Source organism: Pseudomonas sp. A34-9, assembly GCF_029543085.1.
Lineage (GTDB): Bacteria > Pseudomonadota > Gammaproteobacteria > Pseudomonadales > Pseudomonadaceae > Aquipseudomonas.
In genome coordinates this window covers 4,073,534-4,095,204 of record NZ_CP119967.1, presented here as the reverse complement: position 1 = coordinate 4,095,204, position 21,671 = coordinate 4,073,534, and the positions used below count along the sequence as shown (strand labels likewise).

Here is a 21,671-nt window from a genome sequence, read left to right as displayed (position 1 = left end):
CTGCCGCTCTCACGTCGGGGTCTAGCTTTTACAGCGTCATTCCCGCACGCGGTAGATGAGGACCCCCCAATGAATATTTTCGAAGCCCTTCGCGAAAGCCATGACCGCCAGCGTAGCTACGCCAAAACCCTGATAGAAACCAGCGGCGATACGCCAGAGCGGGTCGAAGCCTACAAACAGCTGAAGGCAGAGCTCCAGGCTCATGAAACTGCCGAAGAGCGCCATTTCTACATTCCGTTGATGGAGCTTGATCAGGGTGTCGATCTGAGCCGTCATGCCATCGCTGAACACCATGAAATGGACGAGATGATGGAAGAACTCGACGAGACCGAGATGTCCAGTCCAGCGTGGTTGGCAACTGCGAAGAAGCTGTCGGACAAGGTTCATCATCATTTGAAAGAAGAAGAGCAAAAGTTCTTCCAGATGGCGGGCAAATTGCTCAACGAAAAGCAGAAAGAGCAGCTCGCCGGGCAGTACGAAAAGGAGTTCAAGGCACAGTTGGCGTGAGTACTGAATGGAAGTTTTTGTAGCGTCGGCGTGTAATCCTTTGGCGTCACCTTGAGTGGGCGTTGTCGTAAACAGCTGTATATCAATCCAGTATTTGCGGTGTTTTTACGTTTTAACGCCGCTGGCTGCGACAAAACCGCCGATGGACAAAAAATCCGCCTCCGTTAGCTTGAAGGCCTCTCCTCGGAATGGAGAGTTCTTAAATCAACGGAGTGAAAAACATGAATCAACCACAAGCACACACCCAACTGCGACACGGTCGCGTCATCTCTCCTGCCAGCCGCGGTGCGGTAGCGATCGAGCAAGGATTGCTCGGCGCCTGGCAGGTCAACGAAATGGAAGGCGGGAAGAATTTCCCGGCGCTGGCAGCGGGGCCATTTCCGGCGCCTTACCAGAGCGACTCGGACAGTGTCACGCCGCCGGCCGATGGCTACATCCTCAGCGGCGGCAAGACCGATGCCCGCGACTGTGTGAACTTCACCAATGAGGAAATGAGCAAGAAACTCGCTCGTTCGTTCACTTGGACGCTGCTCAATGTAACCCCGGGGCAAACCCTCGAAATCAAATGGGAATACACCGCGCCGCACACCACCCGCGGCTACCGCTGGCTGATCACCAAGGATGGCTGGGACCCGAAACAGCGTATTACCCGTGCGCAACTGGAAGCCCAACCATTCTTCGAGGACTTCTACACTCAGGTGCCTTATTACAGCTACCCGAATGAGCTGAAGGCCAAGGTCAATCACACGGTGAAACTGCCGGTCAACAAGAAGGGCCATCATGTGATCGTACTGATGTGGATCGTCGCCAACACCGGTAACGCCTTCTATCAGGCTTTCGACGTCGACTTCAAATAACGGCGATACGTCGTCAAACCCACGTTCTGAAGGATTAGAACATGTCAAAAATCGATTTCTCTTTAGTGCAGAGCGCGGCGAGCGATGCCGCCTCGCTGATGCCGAGCATTGCTGGCAAAAAAATCCTCATGGGCTTCTGGCACAACTGGCCGGCGGGGCCAAGCGATGGTTACCGTCAGGGCCGCTTCGCCAGCCTCTCGCTGGAGGAAGTGCCCAAGGAATACAACGTCGTCGCGGTAGCCTTTATGAAGGGCAGCGGGATTCCGACCTTCAAACCGTTCAACGTTTCCGATGCCGAGTTCCGCCGTCAGGTCGGCGTGCTCAACAGCCAGGGGCGGGCCGTGTTGATTTCCCTCGGCGGTGCCGATGCGCACATCGAGTTGCGCAGCGGTCAGGAACAACCGCTGGCCAATGAAATCATCCGTCTGGTGGAAACCTACGGCTTCGACGGGCTGGACATCGATCTTGAGCAGAGCGCGATTGATTTCGCTGCCAACAAGACAGTCCTGCCAGCGGCATTGAAACTGGTCAAGGATCACTACGCAGGCCAGGGCAAGCACTTCATCATCAGCATGGCTCCGGAGTTTCCGTACCTGACCAGCACCGGTAAATACATCAGCTATTTGCAGGCACTGGAAGGCTACTACGACTTCATCGCCCCGCAGTTCTACAACCAGGGCGGTGACGGGGTCTGGGTACCGGAGGCGAACAACGGCGCGGGTGCGTGGATTGCGCAGAACAACGATGCGCTGAAGGAGGATTTCCTTTATTACCTGACCGAAAGTCTGGTGACCGGCACACGTGGCTTCACGCGGATCCCGGCAGACAAGTTCGTCATCGGTCTGCCAGCCAACAATGATGCAGCAGCCACCGGTTATGTGATCGACAACACCGTGGTCGGCAACGTCCTCAAGCGTCTGGCGATCAAGGGGATACCGATCAAAGGCTTGATGACCTGGTCGGTGAACTGGGACAACGGCACCAGCAAGGATGGCGTGCCGTACAACTGGGAATTCAGCCGGCGTTATGGACCGCTGATTCACGGGGTTCCCGCCGCGGGGCAGACTGTTGATGACTCGTTGTCGCACGTCGCTCGTTAGTTGCAAATAAAGAAGCCCGGTAGCGCTGCCGGGCTTTTCATATTTTCCGGTGAGACGGCGGGACGATTGGCTGTTGGGGATTTTCGAACGCTTGTCCCCTGAAAATGATGAGGGTTACCGTGACACCTGAAAACTGAAGGCAAGGAAGAGAATGTCTCGAGTTGGCTGTCGTTTATCAATGATTCGGAGAACAAGGATCCGGGGTCGCTGATGGATGATGTGACGGTGCCTTTGCGTGATTCGGATAAGGCGGATACGCAGTATGAAGAGGATGAGGTTGAGCAGTGACGGCGCGTTTAATGTATTTTGGTGCCAATGTATTTATCAAAATTAAGGGGCGTGATTAGAGTCGCTCATCTTACAAAAGCTTCCGGTGTTATTTATAAGTCAGCGCGATCAAAAGGGAGTTCAACCATGTGTAGTAATACTCTCGCTGCTCCTTCAGGCTTTTTGCTAAGTTGTTTTCTTCATAATCAAATATTTGGACAATGTCTTCAAAGGTTGCGGACTTACCATCCTTAAGCTCGTAAGCGATCACGCCACCACTCATTTGTGAGCACATTCTTGATGGAGTTACGTTCAGTTTTGCTCCTTTGCACATAAAAATAACTTCAGGGTTGTCGTGTCTTATTTTTGCTAGGCATAAATAGAGATCAGTCGACTCGTAGGTTTTAGTGAAGCCATTTTTCATGGAGAACTTTATAGTGCCTTTTATCGAGTCGTAATTGATTTTGGCCTCTTCCCTGGCACCACTGACGATAAGTGATATTTTTCTGTGCTCCATTTTTTCTCTCTTAGGGGATGTTGGAAAAGGCCTGCGGTATATTTCTTGGTAGGCGTTGAGTATTTGGGGCAGGAATGATGTCGGGGTTGGAATTGTCTTTTTTTAAGTCTTTAAGGATTTAATCCATCGAAAGTAATAGGCTTTTTGAGCCTCAAGATCATTCGTTAAATCGTTATCCTCATAATCGAAGATGCGAACAATGTCAGACTCTTCGGTGGGCTGGCCAAAAGTGAGTTCGTATGCGACCAACCCAGTGGACATTTGTGATGTCATACGCGAAGGGTGAACATTTGTTTTGGCGCCTTTACATAGGAATTTGATGTCGGGGAAGTCTGCCCTGATTAGGCCGAAGCAAATATACAAGTCGGCGGCACTGCGTGTGCTGGTTTTGCCGTTTTTCATAGTGAAGGTAAGTCTTTTTGTTTTTCGATCTATCACAATGTTTCCTGTTTCTCGCTTCAGATCTTTAACGATCTCAACATATATCGTTTTCATGCGTGACCTTTGTTGTTTTTTTAAATTTTCCACAGCCCTTTCAGGGTTTATTCCTCGGTTTTCGATTTTATCCAGTTCAAGTAGAAAGCGCGCTGCTCCTCCGGGTTGTTAGTCAATTGTTGTTCCTCATAATCAAATATGAAAACTAAGTCGGCAAGGGACGGCTTCTTACCTGCTTCTAGTTCGTATGCCTTCATGCCCAGAGTCATTTGCGCGGACATGCTTGACGGGTGAACATTGATTTTCGCACCCTTACAAAAAAATGTTATGTGAGGGTTGGCTTTACGCAGTAGTCCGAAGCATTTGTAAAAATCGCTTTCAATGTAGGTTCTGGGGCTGTCGTCTTCTAAGGTTGCGGTTATCGATATCGCCTCGTTGTCGCAAATTAGCTCGGTTTTTTTTGTTGTGTTTCCAGTGCTGATGGCTATTTCGAATTTTGCAATCATTTATATATTTTCCTGTGTGGGTTGGGGATGGAGTAGCCGAACTCTTTGCCTTCGTCGGTGATGATGGTGGCACCTAGGATGTCTTCATTTTTGATTACTCGGGGGATTGCAATCTCTTGTTCTCTATCAAACTTGTAACCGGAGCCGAGCTCTTTTTTCAGGTCGTGACCTGGAACTTTTTTGAGGGTGTAAAGGAAGCCGGTTCTTGTGAAAAAACCCGTAGCAAACTCTATTCCCACATCTCTGGAGGGGGAGGTACTGATGAAGCCGCTTGGTGGGAAGTTGCTGTCAATTGAATGAAGCATCAGATCCATGCTATCTCCCTTGCTTTTGAAACCATTCACGAAGATATCCGAGGGGTCCTTTTCGTCTCCACGGTACAGATATTCTTGTTCACCTTTCGGCGCTGGGCGCTTGGGCTCTCCTTCATCTACCTTAGCCCCACCAATCCCACCCGGCACCTCACACCCAGGCGTATTCGGCGGCGGACAATTGGAGCTCAACCCCAACGGATCCACCCACCCCGTCGGATTCGGCACGTACTGGTACTGATTCAGCCCACCCGCCAACTTGATCGGATCCGGCGTCAGATACCGCCCCAGCCTCGGGTCGTAGTACCGGTGCCGGTTGTAATGCAGCCCGCTTTCCGCATCGAAATACTGCCCCTGAAAGCGCAGCGGCTGGTTCAGGTAGTCGTCGCCAGCCAGGGTCAGCGCGGCGACTTTGCCGTAGGCGTCGTATTGCGCGGACCAGGCGATGGCGCCGCTGTAGTCGGTGAGTTCCTGCGGGGTGCCGAGGTGGTCGAGTTGGTAGTAGAAGGGGCAGGCCTTTTGCGGGCCTTTGCCGTCGAGCAGGGCGATGGGGCGGAAGGTGCCGGGTTCGTAGACGTAGCTGCGGTATTCGCGTTCGCTGCTTTCGGCGACGAGGTGGTCGCCTTGCCAGAAGAACTCGGTGGTTTCGTCGCCGACGGTTTTGCGGATGCGTCGGCCGAAGGCGTCGTAGCGATAACTGGCGGTCTGGCCGTCGGGGCGGGTCAGGCCGATCAGGCGGTGCTGGCAGTCGTAGCGGTATTCGGTGACGAGGGTTTGCGCGCGGCCGCGGCGTTCGCGGATCAGGTTGCCGAAGGCGTCGTAGTCGTAGTGGCGGTCGCCTTGCATCAGCAGGCGATTGCCTTTGATCTGGCTCGGGCCGGGGCGGTCCTGCATCAGCAGGTTGCCGGCCGGATCATGGGCGAAGCTTTCCGGCAGTTCGTCGCGCGAGTGGCGTACGCGGATGAGGCGGTCGAGGGCGTCGTAACCGTAGGTGCGCTGGCCGTGGCGGCTGTCGGCGATGTGGGCGAGATTGCCGTTGGCGTTGTAGGCATAATCGCGGCGATACAGCGCAGCGCGCTGATGGCCTACGGCGTGGGCGAGTAACCGTCCCTGTTCGTCGTACGAATATTCGCTGAGCAGCAAACCTTGCTGGCGTTGCAGTTCGCGACCGGACTGGTAGACGTGGCGGGTCAGCGGTGCGCCGTTGAGGTCGATGCCGGTCAGCGTGCCGCCCTTGGCGTGGTGATAGTCGAGCAGACTGTTGTCCGGCAGGCGCATGCGCTTGAGCTGGCCGCAGGCGTCGTAGCGGTAGCGCAGAGTGCCCCAGCCCTGATGTTCGGTGATCAAGCGGTCCTGACGGTCGTATTCGAAGGCCAACGGATGTTGCTGGCCGTCGTCGACCCCAATCAAACGGCCGAGGCGGTCGTACTGATAGCTGACCTTGATGCCGTCGGGCAGGGTCTTGATTAACAGGCGCCCGGCAGCATCGCGGGCATATCCGGTAATCAGCGTCGAACCGTCATCACCGAACTCGGTCTTTTCCAGCAGATGGCCGTTGAGGTCGTAGGCGTACGCCGTGCGGCGACCGTCAAAACCAACTTCCTGACGAATCAGCCCGGTCGGCGTGTAGTCCAGCCGATACTTTTCCCCCGATTCGTTTTCAATCTCGGTGAGCAGCAGTTGCGCATGGTCGTAGCGGTACTGCACTTGCGTGCCGTCAGGGTTGATCCGCCGCGAGACCAGATGCAGATCGTCGTCGTATTCGTAGCGGGTGATGCGCCCCAGTTCATCGCGCTCGGCGGTGACCTGACCGTAGGCGCCGTAGCTGTAGGCGCGGGTGCTGCCGGTAGGAAATGTCGTCTGAATCAGTCGGCCGACGGCGTCCCAATGCTGCCGGGTGACCGCACCGTGTTCGTCGGCGGTGGTGGTCCGCCGTCCCAGCGCATCGTAGGAAAAACGCCGTACGCCACCGTCGGGCAGCGTTTCTTCGGTCAACTGACCAAGGCTATTCCAGACCAGCCGATGCCGACTGCTGTCCGGGTAGCGGATCGACAGCAACTGGCCACGGGTGTCGTAGTAGTAATGGGTGACCTGACCCTCGGGGTCGACCGCTTCGGTGATATCGCCTTCGGCATTGCGCCGGTAGATCCACACTGCCTCGCCACGCGAACGCCGATGCAGGAAACCGTTGCGATACTCGTAGGACGTGGGCGCGTCATCCGGAGGAATCAGCGCGATCAGTCGTCCGACCTCGTCATAGCGGTACTCGGTGACCGCGCCCAAGGCATCCTGCTCGGCGATCAGTCGCCCCGCGTCGTCATAGGCCTTGAGCTGCTCACCACCGTTGGCCGAGACCTTGCGCACCAGCCGCGCACGTTCGTCGTGGACATAAGTTTCTTCGGTGCCGTCGACGTAATGCACCGCGACACTGCCGTCGTCGCTCCAGACATAGCGCGTGTCCATCTGCGAAAACGACGCCCAGTGGCGTACACAACGCGCAGCCGTGCCGGAACGTTCCCACTCCCAGAAAAAACTCGCGCCGCCGGCCAGTTGCCGCTGCAGGATCACGTGGGCGTCGTCGTAGTCGTAGCGCTCGCTGTCACCGACGGCATTAGTCGCTTCGATCAGGTGCTGATAAGCGTCGTAGCGGTAACTGACCAGCGCCTGTTCGGTGCTCCAGGCACCGTCGCGAAACACCTGGTAATCAACACCAACCAACTGCGCCCGGTCATACCGCAACAGCAGCGAACGCCCGGCACCGTTGTCCAGTCGCTGCACCCGGTCAGACCGATCGCGCTGCACCGTCAGACGATTGCCGTAGGCATCGCTGATCGCCGTCAGCCGACCCGCACGAAAGTGATAAAACCGCGCCGTTTCACCGGCCAGCGCGAGGATCAGCTCCTCCGGCTCATCACCCAGAAAGATCGCCGCCCGCGACAAACTGTTGTGAATCGCCGGTCGCTCGCTACTCGGCAACGGAAACCGGGTGCGGCGGTTTTCATGGTCGACCCAGACAACAAAGTCGCCCTCAAACGCCAGCCGATGCGCCAGCGAATGACTCCAGCCAAACCCCAGTCCAACATCGATCTCGACGGCGCTGGAGCGATACAACCGAGTGAACTCAAACGGCAACACGCCATCGAGCACCGCATCTTTCAGGGTCAGCAGTTCCTCACCGGTGACCATCGACACCGGGCAACCGTTGGTGCAAGTCAGCGGCACGCAATCGGCGCTGTCACCGTTGGGGTTTTTCGCCTGGTCCGGCGAGTCGTCGTGAGGCTCGTGCCGCTCGATCCGGCTTGAGCCGCCAGGCTTGTCGCGCACCACAGGCGCCGGATTCGGCACCGTCAACACCCGCGAATCGGCCTGACGAATGTTCAGCGGTATCGACGGTGTCGGTTTCAACTCAACGTCACGCGCGTGAAACATCAGCGGCTTCAACGCGCCCGCGTGTTTGTTCAGTTCCGGCGCTGACGTCAGTTCCGCGAGTCGCAACGCTGAAGCCGCCAACCATTGCCGAGCGCGCGGCGACTTGATCTTCGCCAGCACCTTGCTGCTCAAGCGCAGTGGCACGCCGACGCCGCCAGACAATCCCGTCAGCAGAAAGCTGATCAGCAGTTCGACCCGCACCTCGGCCACCACTTCGGCCAGGTATTGCGGCGGCAGCATCTTCAGCCAACTGCTGAACGCGGCCAGATGAATGAACAGCAACGGTTCGTCACTGAGGATCAGCAGACCGTTGGTGATGGCGTCGCTGGACGCCTGCAGCAGCGCTTCCAGTTCAGCGTCGCTGAGGTATTCCAGCAATTTTTCACTGTTGGCCTGCAAGTCGGCGAGCAGGGCGAATACCTGCTTGATGTCATCCCAGACGCCATTCAGGGCTTTCTCGAACCCGCGCCAATCGGCCTGCTGCAACTGGCCGTAACGCTCAAGAAACCCGGCGCTGGAAAACTCCGTCCACTGTGGTTGAAATCCTGCCCACTCAGCGCGCAGCCAGCCTTCCAGGCGTGCAATGACACCCTCATAAGAGGCATACAGAGCGCGCACATGGTCGGTGGACACATCGGGAAAAAAGGTGATGCGATAACGCTGGCCCCGATCGCAATCGGTTACTTGCAGAATGCCGCTGGGGCCGATGGTGTGGTGCAACGGTTCGCCAAAAGTCAGCACGCCGCCAACATCGGTTATCACCGGTTCGAGCGTCACCGGCGTATCGCCGATCGGCACGAACCGCGCGGCGTCGAACATGTGCACCAGCGTCAGCGACCCGCTGGCCGGGCACATGACCACCGATGAACTGAGCGGTTGGCGCGACTTGATCGGCGCGCTGAGGCGCACGTCGTTGCCGACGGTGAAGACCTGCTCGACATCCAGCGCGGTTCCTGTCCAGAACTGCTCGGCCCAGACCTCGTAGTTGTTCAGGCACAGGCGGAACTCGCGGATCAGGTGTTCGAAGTCCGGCTCATCGGGATTCAAAGCAGCAACAATGAGCAGGCCAATGCTGTTGTTCAGAGCCAGAAGCCGATCGGGTTGAAACATTGGCAGGCACTCGCGCACATGAAAAAAGAGGTGCGCGGACTTTGCGGGGGATCAATCAGGAAAGAAGTCGGGCGAGTAGGCGTTGTCTGTAGGATGTTTCGACATGATTTGTAGGGCGGTATAGGGTTTCGTATTTTCGTTCACAAAAAAGCACCTGCCCGGGTGCCTTCAATGCAAAAAGGATCAGGCGTCATGTCCAACACAGCCGAGCGGGTCAACATTGTCGATACTCAAGTGTTGTCCCATGACTGGTATCTGCTGAAGAAAATCACCTTCGACTATCACCGCAACAATGGTGAGTGGCAGCGTCAGACCCGTGAGGTCTACGACCGTGGCAACGGTGCAGCGATTCTGTTGTTTAACCGCGAGCAGCGCACGGTGGTGCTGACCCGGCAGTTTCGTTTGCCGGTGTTCGTCAATGGCCATGATGGGTTGTTGATCGAGGTGGCTGCAGGCTTGCTCGAAGGCGCTGCGCCGGAACAGCGGATTCGCGATGAAGCCGAAGAGGAAACCGGTTATCGCGTGCACGATGTGAAGAAAGTGTTCGAGGCTTACATGAGTCCCGGTTCGGTAACCGAGAAACTGCACTTTTTCATTGCTGAGTACGATGCGGCATCGAAAGTCAGCGACGGCGGTGGCCTGGAGGAGGAGACCGAAGAACTGGAAGTGTTGGAGTGGCGATTCGATGACGCGTTGGCGGCGTTTCAGCGCGGTGAGATCTGCGATGCCAAGACCATCATGCTGTTGCAGTATGCGGCGATGAATAGCTTGTTTGCCCAATAAATCAAAAGATCGCAGCCTACGGCAGCTCCTACCTGGAATGCGTTTTCCTGTAGGAGCTGCCGAAGGCTGCGATCTCTTGATCTGTTTTAACTGACTAAAACAAATCCCCGGTTTTACCAATCTGCGACCAGTCGCCACCCTCCAGGGTCAGCAAGCGCTCTTTCGCCTGCAGCCCACCGGCGAACCCGGTGAGCTTCCCCGACGCGCCGATCACTCGATGACACGGCGCGACAATGGAGATCGGGTTGCGTCCGTTCGCTGCGCCCACTGCCCGCACAGCGGTGGGATTGCCTATCTGCTCGGCAATCTGGCTATAGGTCCGCGTCTCGCCGAATGGAATGGTCAGCAGCGCTGCCCAGACCTTTTTCTGAAAGTCCGTGCCGGCGAAATCGAGCTCCAGCTCGAAGCGATGCCGAATTCCGGAAAAATATTCTTCAAGTTGCCGGGCGGTTTTCTGCAGGATCGGATTGTCGGGTGCCTCGCTCATCGGCCCGAGGCGCACGCGGCTCGGTTTGTCGTTTTCCCAGAGGATGGCTGCCAGTCGTGAACCGTTCGCGACCAGCTTCAGCTCGCCGACGGGCGAGGGCAGGGAGATGAACGTGTAAGGCATGACGGCAGACTCCGGATCAGGGCGGCAACAGCGCCCAGCATACTGCCTGATCGAGGAGGCGCAATACGCAAAGCCGACCATACTGATTGTTGCTCTTGAAGCGTTCCCCCTCTGTTTTGCACAGCCCCTGAAAACAACAAAAAAGAGATCGACTCATGAAGTACGAACCTTTGGCCAAGTCGCTGATAGCGACCTCACTGGCACTCAGCTGTCTTATGGCTCACGCGGCGTCAGTCGCACCGGTTGCTGCCGAAAACGGCATGGTGGTCACCGCGCAACATCTGGCCACCCATGTGGGCGTCGATGTACTGAAAAGTGGCGGCAATGCCGTCGATGCGGCGGTCGCCGTGGGGTACGCGCTGGCGGTGGTTTATCCCGCAGCGGGCAACCTCGGTGGAGGCGGTTTCATGACCATTCAACTGGCGGACGGGCGTAAGACCTTCCTCGATTTCCGCGAAAAAGCGCCGCTGGCGGCCACCGCCAACATGTACCTCGACAAGGAAGGCAACGTCATTCCCGATCTCAGCACCCGTGGGCATTTGGCGGTGGGTGTGCCGGGCACAGTGTCCGGCATGGAACTGGCGCTGAGCAAATACGGGACCAAACCACGCAAGGAAATGATTGCTCCGGCGATCAAACTGGCGGAAGACGGTTTCGAACTGGAGCAGGGTGACGTCGAGCTGCTGGAGTACGCCACCGACGTGTTCAAGAAGGACATGCGCGATTCCGGCTCGATCTTCCTGCACAACGGTGAGCCGATGCAAGTCGGGCAGAAACTGGTGCAGAAGGACCTCGGCAAGACCCTGCGGAGCATTTCCGAAAAAGGCACCGACGGCTTCTATAAAGGTTGGGTCGCGGATGCCATCGTGACGTCGAGCCAGGCCAACAAAGGCATCATCACCCAGGCCGACCTCGACAAATACAAGACCCGCGAACTGGCGCCTGTGGAGTGTGACTACCGCGGTTATCACGTGGTCTCGGCGCCACCGCCAAGCTCTGGCGGGGTGGTGATCTGCCAGATCATGAACATCCTTGAAGGCTATCCGATGAAGGACCTGGGCTTCCATTCCGCTCAGGGCATGCACTACCAGATCGAAGCGATGCGTCACGCGTATGTCGATCGCAACAGCTACCTCGGCGATCCGGATTTCGTCAAAAACCCGATCGAGCACCTGCTGGACAAGAACTACGCGACCAAACTGCGCGATGCCATCCAGCCGCAAAAGGCCGGTGTCTCGGCTGAGCTCAAACCTGGTGTAGCGCCCCATGAAGGCAGCAACACCACCCACTATTCGATCGTCGACAAGTGGGGCAATGCGGTGTCGGTCACTTACACCCTCAACGACTGGTTCGGCGCGGGCGTGATGGCGAGCAAGACCGGGGTGATCCTCAACGATGAAATGGATGACTTCACCTCCAAGGTCGGCGTGCCGAACATGTACGGTCTGGTGCAGGGCGAAGCCAACGCCATCGCCCCGGGCAAGGCACCGTTGTCGTCGATGAGTCCGACCATCGTCACCAAGGACGGCAAAGTGGTGATGGTGGTCGGCACGCCGGGCGGCAGCCGCATCATCACCGCGACCTTGCTGACCATGCTCAACGTCATCGACTACGGCATGGGCTTGCAGGAAGCGGTCGACGCGCCACGCTTCCATCAGCAGTGGATGCCGGAGGAAACCAACCTCGAAGACTTCGCCGCCAGCCCCGACACGAAGAAGATCCTCGAAAGCTGGGGCCACAAGTTCGCCGGCCCGCAGGACGCCAACCACATCGCCGCGATTCTGGTCGGCGCGCCGTCGCTGGGGGGTAAACCAGTCGGGAAAAACCGTTTCTACGGCGCCAACGATCCGCGCCGCAACACCGGCTTGTCACTGGGTTACTGAGGGGCGTAAAAAGGGGGCGGGCTCACGTCCGCCCCTGTCTCAAAGATTGATCAAGGAAGGCTCATCATGACCACCGCATTACTGATCATCGACGTCCAGCGCGCCCTCTGTTCGGGCGAATACCAGTGCCATGACATTCACCGCGTAATCGACACCATCAACGACCTCAGCGCCCGCGCGCGCAAGGCAGGTGTGCCAGTGGTGCTGATCCAGCATGAAGAAAAGGACAGCCCGTTGGCCCAGGGTGCCGAAGGCTGGCAATTGGCCGAAGGGCTTGAGACATCGCCGAAAGACCTGCGCGTACGCAAGACCACCCCGGATTCGTTCTACCAGACTGATTTGCGCAAATTGTTACCGAGCGAAGATTTCGAAAAACTGGTCATCTGCGGTCTGCAAACCGATTATTGCGTCAACGCCACCGTGCGTCAGGCCCATCACCTGGGTTATGACGTAGTGCTTGTGGCCGACGCGCACTCCACCGTCGACAACGGCAACATGGGCGCCGAAGACATCATCGTCGAACACAACAAGGATCTGGCGCACCTGACCGGCGCTACTGGCCGAATTGACGTCAAACCCGCCGCCGACATCATGTTCTGACAACCCACACAAAACCTGTAGAAGTGAGCCTGCTCGCGATAGCGGTGTGGCATTTGATGCTGCATCGTCTGACCGAACGCTTTCGCGAGCAGGCTCACTCCTACAGTGATTGCGAAATCCTGAGTGCTATGTACTTCAGGGATTTTCGCTGGCAGCACTGGCATACTGCGCGCCGTCCGAAGAATGGAATCTCTCGATGTTTGCTCTCTCCCTGCGTCATGCCTTGCTGCTGGCCTCCCTTGCGTTTGCCTCTGTCACCCACGCCAGCAGTTTCGATTGCGCTATCGCCAACAGCAAAACTGAAAAAGCCATTTGCGCTGATCCGTATCTTTCGCAGCTTGATGAACAGCTTGCAGAGCGTTGGCGCTCGACCCTCGCCAACGTCGCCGATCCCAAGGCTCTCAAGACCGATCAACGGCAATGGCTGAAAAGTCGTAATGCCTGTGGCGCCCTCACGGCCTGTTTGCGCCGCCAGTATTTGATGCGTCAGGCGGAACTGGAACACGCCACTCAGCCCTTCAGTTGGGATGCGACCTGGCAGCTCATTCCGGCGAATACTTCAACGGCGGCAACGCTGACAACCCATCGTCGCGATGCGGCGCACATCACTTTTGATATTGCGGCGGGCGAGGGCGCCAACTCGGGAAATCTCGAGGGTGTCGCCGTATTGGAAGGCAAAGAAGCGCATTACGCAGAAGGTGAGTGCGCGTTGACTTTCACCCCCCTGAATGGCGTTCTGAATATCTCGCAAGTCGGCGCAGATGCCGATTGTGGTGGGGGTATGGGCGTGTATTACGCCGGCACTTATGTCGCCTCGGAACAACCAGTGACGCTTGATTACGACCTGCTCAGCCTTGGCCTGGCGCGAACGCCTGAGGAAAACCAGGCCCTGCGTGGATTGCTCAAGGACGATTATGAAAGACTCGTTGAGCTTTCGGGCACCTTGCAGGTCGGTGATCCCTCAGCCGACGTGCCGGGCAGTCAGGTGGTGGAAACGTGGATGCGTGGCCTGGGGGGCACCGGCATCATCATGAGCACAACCGACCAGCGTTTCTGGATCATCCTGCTGACCTACGATGAGCAAGGTCATCAGCGGGCGCGCTATTACACCAACGCTATGAAATGGAAAGGGCGTCTGCCCGATGTTCTGCAAGCCTGGTACCAACGCACAAATGGCAATCGCTCGATCCCATTGGATTCCATGCCCTGATTCCAGACGCCTCACGTCGCAAACAAAACCCCACGAATCTCGCCCACCCGCGGCGTCACCACCACACCCTCCAGCACCATCCGCGTAATCGTCTGCGCCGCTGTTTGATAATCCTCATCCTGCGGCACTTCGCGCCCCATGATCCGGCCCATCTGCCAGCCAATGTTGGTATACGTGCGCGTCGCCGACCAGATGAACAGCATCAGATGCTCAGGATCCACCGGCGCGAGCAGACCGCGTTCGATCCAGCTGCGCAAACATTCAACGTTACGCCGTGCTTCGGCATGCAACAGATCGCGGCACTCATCCGGCAACTGTCGACCGCCCAGCAGCAGCTCGCCACTGAAGACCTTGGCAATCGCCGGATGCTCGCGAGCAATACGAATCCTGGCGGCAACGTAAGCGCGCAGTCCGGTCAGCGGATCATCACTTTCACGAAGCACCGCCGAAGCCTCCAACAACGGTTCGACAAACCCCAGCAGTACTTTGCTGTAGAGGTTTTCCTTGGTCTGAAAGTAATAATACAGATTGGCCTTGGGCACCCCGGCACGCGCCGCGATGTCACGGGTGTGGGTGGCGTCGAAGCCGTTCGCGGCGAACTCTGAGCGGGCGGCGGCGAGGATCAGTTGCTCGTTGCGTACGCGGATGGCACTCATGGCAATACAGGTTGGCTGGACGGCATGGAAAGATTCTGGCGATTTTGGTTTCGCAATATACAAAACTATATAGCGATGAAGCCAGCACACTCGATGGCCAGCGCTATGCTGTTTCGATCATTGACTGGGAACGGAGCGGGGACATGACCCTTCAGGTACTGCGGGCCGACGTCACACACCTGGATGCGCTGGCGCCGTTGTTCGACGCTTATCGAGGCTTTTACCAGCAGCCGTCGAACCTTGAGCAATCGCGCGCCTTCATCGCCGAGCGCATGGCCGGCGACGAGTCAGCGATTTTTCTGGTTCAGGATGAAGAGGCTGAAGCGCTGGGATTCGTGCAGTTGTACCCGACGTTCTCGTCCATCGATGCTCACCGCACCTGGCTGCTCAGCGACCTGTTCACCGCACCGGCCGCCCGTGGTCGCGGCGTTGGCCGACTGCTGATGAACACGGCGCGGGATTTTGCCTTGGCGACCGGCGCCAAGGGCCTGGTGCTGGAAACCGCCACCGACAATTTCATGGCTCAAGGCTTGTACGAATCCCTCGGCTACGTACGCGACAGCGGTTATTACACCTACATTCTCGATTTGCGTCAGGGCTGAACGGCCGCCATCAGCATTTGCTCGATCTGCGCCAATTCCCAGGTACTGAGCAAACTGACCGGATCGGTGCCATAACGCTGCCAGCTCTCCAGCGCGCCTTCTTGCCCATCGCCGTTGCGAGCACATTCACAGTGGTGTAACCGGCCACCTTCAACATCCAGCAGCAGGCGCCAGCCCTCGATATCGACCGTGACCAGTCCCGTTGCGGTGGGCCCATCGCAGATGTTGAAAGCGAGCACGCCCAGCGCAGCTTCACGCAAACGCTGGCACACCTCGCGGGCGCTCAGAAAGGCAGACATGTTCAACTCAATCGATACAGGAACGCGCCAGCATAAAGCCCGAGCCGACAAGTGTCAGCGTTCACTGGCCCGATCCCGGACAATTCCGTAACATCCGCAACCCTCTTTTTCCCGAACACCTGCAGCCGCGCTCGGTGGCTGCTCGATAGGTAAGCCATGAAACCGATTCGTCTGCGCGCCGATGTCCTGGCCGGACTCACCACCTCGTTTGCCCTGTTGCCCGAATGCATTGCGTTTGCGCTGGTGGCGCACCTCAATCCGCTGATGGGCCTGTACGGTGCCTTCATCATTTGTACGCTGACGGCGTTGTTCGGCGGGCGGCCGGGCATGGTCTCCGGTGCGGCGGGCTCGATGGCTGTGGTCATCGTCGCGCTGGTGGTGCAGCACGGCGTGCAGTATCTGCTGGCGACGGTGTTGCTTGGCGGCTTGATCATGATGGCGTTCGGGCTGCTGCGCCTGGGCAAACTGGTGCGCATGGTGCCGCACCCGGTGATGCTCGGTTTCGTCAACGGCCTGGCGATCATCATTGCGCTGGCACAACTGGAGCATTTCAAGAGCGGTGAGGACTGGCTCAGCGGCACGCCGTTGTACTTGATGACGGGGCTGGTGGCGCTGACCATGGCCATCGTCTACATTCTGCCGCGCCTGACCCGCGCGGTGCCACCGGCACTGGTGGCGATCCTCGGCGTTGGCCTGCTGGTCTATCTGTTCGGCCTGCCGACTCGCACCCTTGGCGACATGGCGCACATCGCTGGCGGCTTGCCGACCTTCGCTTTGCCGGACATCCCGTGGAATTTCGAAACCCTGCGCATCATCGCGCCTTATGCGATTCTGATGGCACTGGTCGGTCTGCTGGAAACCCTGCTGACGTTGAACCTCACCGATGAAATCACTGAAACCCGTGGCTATCCGGATCGTGAGTGCGTGGCGCTCGGTGCGGCCAACATGGTCAGCGGCGCGTTTGGCGGCATGGGCGGGTGCGCGATGATCGGGCAGACGGTGATCAACCTCAGTTCCGGCGGGCGCGGGCGGTTGTCTGGCGTGGTCGCTGGCGTGCTGATTCTGTTGTTCATTCTGTTTCTGTCGCCGCTGATCGAGCGTATTCCACTGGCGGCGCTGGTCGGTGTGATGTTTGTGGTGTCGCAGCAGACCTTTGCCTGGGCGTCGTTGCGGGTGGTGAACAAAGTGCCGTTCAATGATGTGCTGGTGATCATCGCCGTGACCACCATTACGGTGTTCACCGATCTGGCCACGGCTGTGCTGTGCGGGATCATTATTGCTGCGCTCAACTTTGCCTGGCAGCAGGCTCGTGAGCTGTATGCCGATGAGCATCTGGAAGCGGACGGCAGCAAGCTTTATCGTCTGCATGGCACGTTGTTTTTTGCCTCGACTACGCCGTTTCTCAATCAGTTCGATCCGGCTAATGATCCGGACCGCGTGACTTTGGATTGTCGGCATTTGAGTTTTGTTGATTATTCGGCGATTGCGGCGTTGAAGACTTTGCGCGAGCGCTATGCCAAGGCGGGCAAGCATTTGCAGGTGTTTCATTTGTCCGAGCGGTGCAAGAAATTGCTGAAGCGGGCGGGTGAGGAGCATCACTGATTATCTGGCTGACTGTGTACATATCCGTTGCTGCGGTAACGGCGGCTTAGGGTTCCGCCCTTACGGCGGGTCACTTTTTCCAGACGCCGAAAAAGTAACCAAAAAGGCTTGCTCCTGCGTGCGGCCCGCTCGCTGGGGCTCGGGGTTCCTTCGCTGCGGGATTGATCCGGGCGCAGCGCCTACGGTTTGCTTCGCTGCACCTCCTCTCGCTGTGTTTGGCTTCGCCAAACGGTCGCTGCGCTCCCACGCCCGGATCAATCCCTCCGCTCAGCCTTCCGATGTCGCCCGTGGATCAAGATCAAAAGCTGCAGCCGAGCTAACGCTCATCCTTTGAGTGGGGCGGCATGCGCCGCGTGCGGGGGGTATATATCACCCCTGTAGGAGCTGCCGAAGGCTGCGATCTTTTGATCTTGCTGTTGCTGTTGCTGTTGCTGTTGCTGTTGCTGTTGCTTTTGTGTGGGAGTGAGCCTGCAAGCGATGGCGGTCGAGTCGGACAAAGATGCTTTGAATGACACACCGCTATCACCAGCAGGCAAGCTCCACAGGTTTTGTGTCGCCGATTTCAGATGGCCGGGAAGTCGATATCGGTCAGCGCCGCATTGTTCAGGTAGTTGGTCAGGCTCTGCACGGCCACCAGTGCAATCACTTCGATGATTTTCACGTCGTCGATACCGGCAGTGCGGGCGGTGGCTATCTGTTCATCAGTCAAATGGCCACGGCTTTCAGTCAGCTGACGGGCGAGGGCGGCATACGCGTTGAGTTCGCCCTGGCGTGCGGCGACGATGTCTTGTGCCGAAAGCCCGGCCTTGCTGGCAAACAAGGTGTGCGCCGCCAGGCAATAGTCGCAACCGTTGACCTGTGAGGTGGCGAGGTACACCGCTTCTTTTTCCTGGGCGCTTAATGAAGTCTTGCCGAGGATTGCCGAAGCTTGCACGTAGGTGTCGAGGGCGACCGGTGCTTTGGCCAGGGTGGTGAAGACGTTGGGCAGGAAACCGATTTTCTTTTTCACACCTTCCAGCACAGGGCGGCTGGCGTCGGTGGCGGTTTCGAGGCTGATAGCGTGGATGCGGCTCATGGTGATTCTCCGAACGTCCGGTGCGAAGTGCGCCGGGGATGGAGGCCATGTTATTGAGCTGGGCTGGTGCATTGGCGGCAAATCGTCGAGGATATGCGGCAGATCGTCCAGATATGCCTTGGAGCCGTCCATGGATCGCCTTTCAACACTGCTCAGCCATTTCGGCGTGACGGCCGGCACTTTTCACAGCGGCACGTTTTGCGGCGTCGCGGTTCATGAAAACGAGCCGGTCGGCCATGTTCATTTGTTGCAGGCGGGTGAATTGCGGCTCAAACCGGGCAGCGAACGTGAGATCCGCCTCAGTGAGCCGTCGCTGATCTTCTTCCCCAGACCCTTCGGCCATCGCCTGTTCGCCGACGAAGCCATGGACACTCAGGTGGTCTGCGCAACACTGACGTTTGACGGCGGCTCCGGCAATGCACTGGCGGCGGCACTGCCGGATTATCTGGTGCTGAAACTGACGGACATCCCGGAGCTGGGCAATACCGTGGAGTGGCTGTTCAAGGAAGCCTTCGAAGGGCATTGCGGACGTCTGGCAGTGATGGATCGCTTGTTCGAGCTGCTGGTGATTCTGCTGTTGCGGCACTTGATCAGCAGTCGCGAGCAACAACCGGGGATGATCGCCGGGCTGGCTGATCCGCGTCTGTCCCGCGCCTTGAACCTGATGCATGAACAACCGCAAAAACCGTGGAGCGTGGCGGATCTGGCCGCGGTCGCCAACCTGTCCCGCGCCGGGTTTGCCGAGCAGTTTCGCCGGGTCGTCGGGCAGACACCAGCCGATTATCTGCTGAGTTGGCGCGTCAGTCTGGCGCAGAAGCGCCTGCGCGAAGGCAAGCCGATTGCGTTGATTGCCGAGGAGGTCGGTTACGAAAGTCCTTCGGCGCTGGCCCGGGCGTTTCGGCGCAAGACCGGGCTTAGTCCTCGCGAGTGGAAGGCGGGCGTCTGAGGATCATTTGGCGAATTTCTTCGCCCCGGCCACACACAGGATCACGCCCAACGTCACAGCCAGCATGCCGAGGCTGACGTGTTCATGCAGCAGGGTTGCCGCCAGCGCCAGACCGAAAAACGGCTGGAGCAATTGCAACTGACCGACCGCGGCAATCCCGCCCTGGGCCAGACCGCGATACCAGAACACAAAACCGATCAGCATGCTGAACAGCGACACATAGCCCAGGCACAACCACGCCGACAGGCTGACACCGCTGAACGAGTCGGGCGCCAGCCACAGACTCAACACCGCCATGACCGGTAGCGACAATACCAGCGCCCAGCAAATCACCTGCCAGCCGCCGAGTGTGCGCGACAACTTCGCGCCTTCGGCATAGCCGAGGCCGCAGGCCAGAATGGCCGCCAGCATCAGCAGGTCACCGCTGGGGGAGGCAGTCAGACCTTGTGCCAACGCGAAGCCGACCACCAGCGCGCTGCCGAGCGTCGAGAATATCCAGAACACCGGTCGCGGCCGTTCACCGCCGCGCAGCACAGCAAAAATCGCCGTGGCCAATGGCAGCAATCCGACAAACACAATCGAATGCGCCGACGTCACATGTTGCAGCGCCAGGGCGGTCAGCAGCGGGAAGCCAAGCACTACGCCCAGCGCGACAATCAACAGCGACCACCACTGATCGCGCGCCGGACGCCGTTGGCGAAACAGCCACAGCAGCGCAACCGCCAAGACCCCAGCGATGGCCGCGCGGACCACGGTGAGAAACACCGGATCGAACTCCAGCACCGCCAGACGCGTGGCCGGTAGCGAGCCGCTGAAGATCACCACGCCGATAAAACCGTTGATCCAGCCGCTGGTTTTTTCCAGTGCCGGGGTCGTCATATTCGAGGTCCGTTCCATAGCAGATCACGCTCAGAAGTGGGTTGCATTGCAGCCATGCTAGAGCCGAGAATCAGCACAATCAAAGAATTGTCATGGATACATCCGGTATGCCACGTTCGCGCTACAAGACCCTCGTTGACGCCTATGCGGCAGACATTCGCTCGGGCCAGTTGGCGCCGGGTACGCGGCTGCCGACCCATCGGCAATTGGCCGTGCAGGAGGGCCTGGCGCTGGTCACGGCTTCGCGGGTGTATGCGGAGCTGGAGGCGATGGGGCTGGTCAGCGGCGAGACCGGGCGCGGCACGTTTGTGCGCGAAACCTCGCTGTCGCCGGGGCAGGGCATTGATCAGAAACACGTGGCGGTCGGCATGATCGACCTCAATTTCAATTACCCGTCATTGTCTGGTCAGGCGGATCTGTTGCGCGCTGCGTTGCGCCAGTTGGCGTTATCTGGCGATCTGGAAGCGTTGCTACGTTATCAGCCGCACGCCGGCCGCGCCCACGAGCGTGCTTCAGTGGCTCGGCATCTGCTGACGCGCGGCGTACAGGTCGAGGCCGAGCAAGTGCTGATCGTCAACGGCGCCCAGCAAGGCCTGGCGGTGACGCTGATGGCGTTGCTCAAGCCCGGCGATGTGATTGCCGCCGACGCACTGACCTATTCCGGCTTCAAGGTCTTGGCCGAAGCGCTGCATCTGGAAGTCGTGGCGATCCCGTTCAGTGATAAGGGGCCGGATCTCGCCGCGCTGGACAAACTCTGCCACAGCCGCTCGGTGCGCGCCGTGTACAGCATGCCGACGTTGCACAATCCGCTGGGTTGGGTGATGCCGCAAGCACAGCGCGAGCAGTTGGTGGCGATCGCCCGTCGACATCATCTGACGATCATTGAAGACGCGGCCTACGCGTTTCTGGTGGAAAACCCACCCCCGGCGCTGGTCGATCTGGCGCCGGAGCGCACGGTGTACGTCTCGGGCCTGTCGAAAAACATCGCCACAGGCCTGCGCGTCGGTTTCATCGCCGCCCCGACCGACGTGGTGCCAGCACTTGAACGCATCATCCGCGCCACCACCTGGAACACGCCGGGCGTCATGACCGCCATCGCCTGCGGCTGGCTGGACGACGGTACAGTGACGCTGCTCGAGGAACAGAAACGCCACGACGCCAAGGCGCGGCAAGCGCTGGCGGCCGAGGTGCTGCAAGGCTTGCCGAGCATTGGCCATCCGGCGTCGTATTTTTTGTGGCTGCCGTTGCCGGAAGACGTGCGCGCCGATCAGATTGTCGTCGAGTTGATGCATGAACAGATTTCCGTCACCACGGCGGAACCGTTTTCGGTGTCGGGCCATGTGCCGCATGCGATTCGCCTGGCGCTGGGTTCGGTAGAGATGGATGTGTTGCGCCAGGCATTGATCAAAATCAGAAAAATCATTGGCGCTTACCTGTAAAAACAAAATGCTACCCTTGCGCCGCCCGCTGCAGACCGATCCGGAACC

General features: G+C 58.4%; 19 protein-coding genes and 1 pseudogene. 11 read left to right on the top strand and 9 right to left on the bottom strand.

Features of this window, described 5'->3' with window-relative positions:
- The first annotated feature begins 69 nt into the window (after nucleotides 1-69).
- From P3G59_RS18210 to P3G59_RS18200, 3 genes and pseudogenes are all read left to right on the top strand, one after another.
- On the top strand, nucleotides 70-507 hold the full coding sequence (locus tag P3G59_RS18210) for a hemerythrin domain-containing protein (RefSeq protein ID WP_277758401.1): 438 nt from the start codon (nucleotides 70-72) through the stop codon (nucleotides 505-507).
- A gap of 221 nt (nucleotides 508-728) precedes the next feature.
- The gene (locus tag P3G59_RS18205) at nucleotides 729-1,364 is read left to right on the top strand and encodes a lytic polysaccharide monooxygenase auxiliary activity family 9 protein (RefSeq protein ID WP_277758400.1); all 636 of its coding nucleotides are present in this window, start codon (nucleotides 729-731) and stop codon (nucleotides 1,362-1,364) included.
- Nucleotides 1,365-1,405: 41 nt separating this feature from the next.
- A pseudogene (locus P3G59_RS18200) lies at nucleotides 1,406-2,407 on the top strand (chitinase); the annotation flags it as partial.
- A gap of 433 nt (nucleotides 2,408-2,840) precedes the next feature.
- Here the strand turns inward: P3G59_RS18200 and P3G59_RS18195 are convergent.
- The 4 genes from P3G59_RS18195 to P3G59_RS18180 all read right to left on the bottom strand — a co-directional run bounded on the left by P3G59_RS18195 (nucleotide 2,841) and on the right by P3G59_RS18180 (nucleotide 9,039).
- Nucleotides 2,841-3,248, bottom strand: a complete 408-nt coding sequence (locus P3G59_RS18195) for a hypothetical protein (RefSeq protein ID WP_277758399.1) — start codon at nucleotides 3,246-3,248, stop codon at nucleotides 2,841-2,843.
- A gap of 102 nt (nucleotides 3,249-3,350) precedes the next feature.
- Nucleotides 3,351-3,743: a hypothetical protein gene (locus P3G59_RS18190; protein WP_277758398.1), complete on the bottom strand. Its 393-nt coding sequence runs from the start codon at nucleotides 3,741-3,743 to the stop codon at nucleotides 3,351-3,353.
- A 47-nt stretch (nucleotides 3,744-3,790) separates the two neighbouring features.
- Nucleotides 3,791-4,189 carry a hypothetical protein gene (locus P3G59_RS18185; protein WP_277758397.1) on the bottom strand — a complete coding sequence of 133 codons (399 nt, stop codon included), beginning with the start codon at nucleotides 4,187-4,189 and terminating at the stop codon, nucleotides 3,791-3,793.
- Nucleotides 4,186-9,039, bottom strand: coding sequence for an RHS repeat-associated core domain-containing protein (locus P3G59_RS18180; RefSeq protein WP_277758396.1), 4,854 nt, complete (start codon nucleotides 9,037-9,039; stop codon nucleotides 4,186-4,188). The genes P3G59_RS18185 and P3G59_RS18180 overlap by 4 nt, the downstream gene beginning before the upstream one ends.
- A gap of 192 nt (nucleotides 9,040-9,231) precedes the next feature.
- Between P3G59_RS18180 and P3G59_RS18175 the strand changes: the two genes are divergently transcribed.
- Complete coding sequence (locus P3G59_RS18175) at nucleotides 9,232-9,822, top strand: NUDIX domain-containing protein (RefSeq protein WP_277758395.1); 591 nt, start codon at nucleotides 9,232-9,234, stop codon at nucleotides 9,820-9,822.
- Between the two features lie 94 nt (nucleotides 9,823-9,916).
- Here P3G59_RS18175 and P3G59_RS18170 read toward each other — a convergent pair whose 3' ends face one another.
- Entirely contained in the window at nucleotides 9,917-10,432 is a 516-nt protein-coding gene (locus P3G59_RS18170) for a methylated-DNA--[protein]-cysteine S-methyltransferase (protein ID WP_277758394.1), read from the bottom strand.
- A gap of 155 nt (nucleotides 10,433-10,587) precedes the next feature.
- Here P3G59_RS18170 and ggt point away from each other — a divergent pair, with 155 nt between their 5' ends.
- The 3 genes from ggt (at nucleotide 10,588) to P3G59_RS18155 (ending at nucleotide 14,125) form a co-directional block, all read left to right on the top strand.
- Nucleotides 10,588-12,315 carry a gamma-glutamyltransferase gene (gene ggt, locus P3G59_RS18165; RefSeq protein WP_277758393.1) on the top strand — a complete coding sequence of 576 codons (1,728 nt, stop codon included), beginning with the start codon at nucleotides 10,588-10,590 and terminating at the stop codon, nucleotides 12,313-12,315.
- A gap of 66 nt (nucleotides 12,316-12,381) precedes the next feature.
- Nucleotides 12,382-12,915 carry a cysteine hydrolase family protein gene (locus P3G59_RS18160; protein ID WP_277758392.1) on the top strand — a complete coding sequence of 178 codons (534 nt, stop codon included), beginning with the start codon at nucleotides 12,382-12,384 and terminating at the stop codon, nucleotides 12,913-12,915.
- A gap of 196 nt (nucleotides 12,916-13,111) precedes the next feature.
- On the top strand, nucleotides 13,112-14,125 hold the full coding sequence (locus P3G59_RS18155; RefSeq protein ID WP_277758391.1) for a hypothetical protein: 1,014 nt from the start codon (nucleotides 13,112-13,114) through the stop codon (nucleotides 14,123-14,125).
- Between the two features lie 11 nt (nucleotides 14,126-14,136).
- Here the strand turns inward: P3G59_RS18155 and P3G59_RS18150 are convergent, their stop codons facing one another.
- Nucleotides 14,137-14,781, bottom strand: a complete 645-nt coding sequence (locus P3G59_RS18150) for a TetR/AcrR family transcriptional regulator (protein ID WP_277758390.1) — start codon at nucleotides 14,779-14,781, stop codon at nucleotides 14,137-14,139.
- Nucleotides 14,782-14,924: 143 nt separating this feature from the next.
- Here P3G59_RS18150 and P3G59_RS18145 point away from each other — a divergent pair, with 143 nt between their 5' ends.
- Nucleotides 14,925-15,383, top strand: coding sequence for a GNAT family N-acetyltransferase (locus P3G59_RS18145; RefSeq protein ID WP_277758389.1), 459 nt, complete (start codon nucleotides 14,925-14,927; stop codon nucleotides 15,381-15,383).
- Here the strand turns inward: P3G59_RS18145 and P3G59_RS18140 are convergent.
- Nucleotides 15,374-15,682, bottom strand: a complete 309-nt coding sequence (locus tag P3G59_RS18140) for a hypothetical protein (RefSeq protein ID WP_277758388.1) — start codon at nucleotides 15,680-15,682, stop codon at nucleotides 15,374-15,376. The genes P3G59_RS18145 and P3G59_RS18140 overlap by 10 nt on opposite strands.
- Before the next feature lie 156 nt (nucleotides 15,683-15,838).
- Here P3G59_RS18140 and P3G59_RS18135 point away from each other — a divergent pair, with 156 nt between their 5' ends.
- The gene (locus P3G59_RS18135) at nucleotides 15,839-17,284 is read left to right on the top strand and encodes a SulP family inorganic anion transporter (protein WP_277758387.1); all 1,446 of its coding nucleotides are present in this window, start codon (nucleotides 15,839-15,841) and stop codon (nucleotides 17,282-17,284) included.
- Between the two features lie 562 nt (nucleotides 17,285-17,846).
- Here the strand turns inward: P3G59_RS18135 and P3G59_RS18130 are convergent.
- Nucleotides 17,847-18,359, bottom strand: coding sequence for a carboxymuconolactone decarboxylase family protein (locus P3G59_RS18130; protein ID WP_277758386.1), 513 nt, complete (start codon nucleotides 18,357-18,359; stop codon nucleotides 17,847-17,849).
- A gap of 130 nt (nucleotides 18,360-18,489) precedes the next feature.
- Here P3G59_RS18130 and P3G59_RS18125 point away from each other — a divergent pair, with 130 nt between their 5' ends.
- Nucleotides 18,490-19,305: an AraC family transcriptional regulator gene (locus P3G59_RS18125; RefSeq protein WP_277758385.1), complete on the top strand. Its 816-nt coding sequence runs from the start codon at nucleotides 18,490-18,492 to the stop codon at nucleotides 19,303-19,305.
- A 3-nt stretch (nucleotides 19,306-19,308) separates the two neighbouring features.
- Here P3G59_RS18125 and P3G59_RS18120 read toward each other — a convergent pair whose 3' ends face one another.
- The gene (locus P3G59_RS18120; protein WP_277758384.1) at nucleotides 19,309-20,202 is read right to left on the bottom strand and encodes a DMT family transporter; all 894 of its coding nucleotides are present in this window, start codon (nucleotides 20,200-20,202) and stop codon (nucleotides 19,309-19,311) included.
- An 89-nt stretch (nucleotides 20,203-20,291) separates the two neighbouring features.
- Here P3G59_RS18120 and P3G59_RS18115 point away from each other — a divergent pair, with 89 nt between their 5' ends.
- Complete coding sequence (locus tag P3G59_RS18115) at nucleotides 20,292-21,623, top strand: PLP-dependent aminotransferase family protein (RefSeq protein WP_277762177.1); 1,332 nt, start codon at nucleotides 20,292-20,294, stop codon at nucleotides 21,621-21,623.
- The last annotated feature ends 48 nt before the right edge of the window (nucleotides 21,624-21,671 follow it).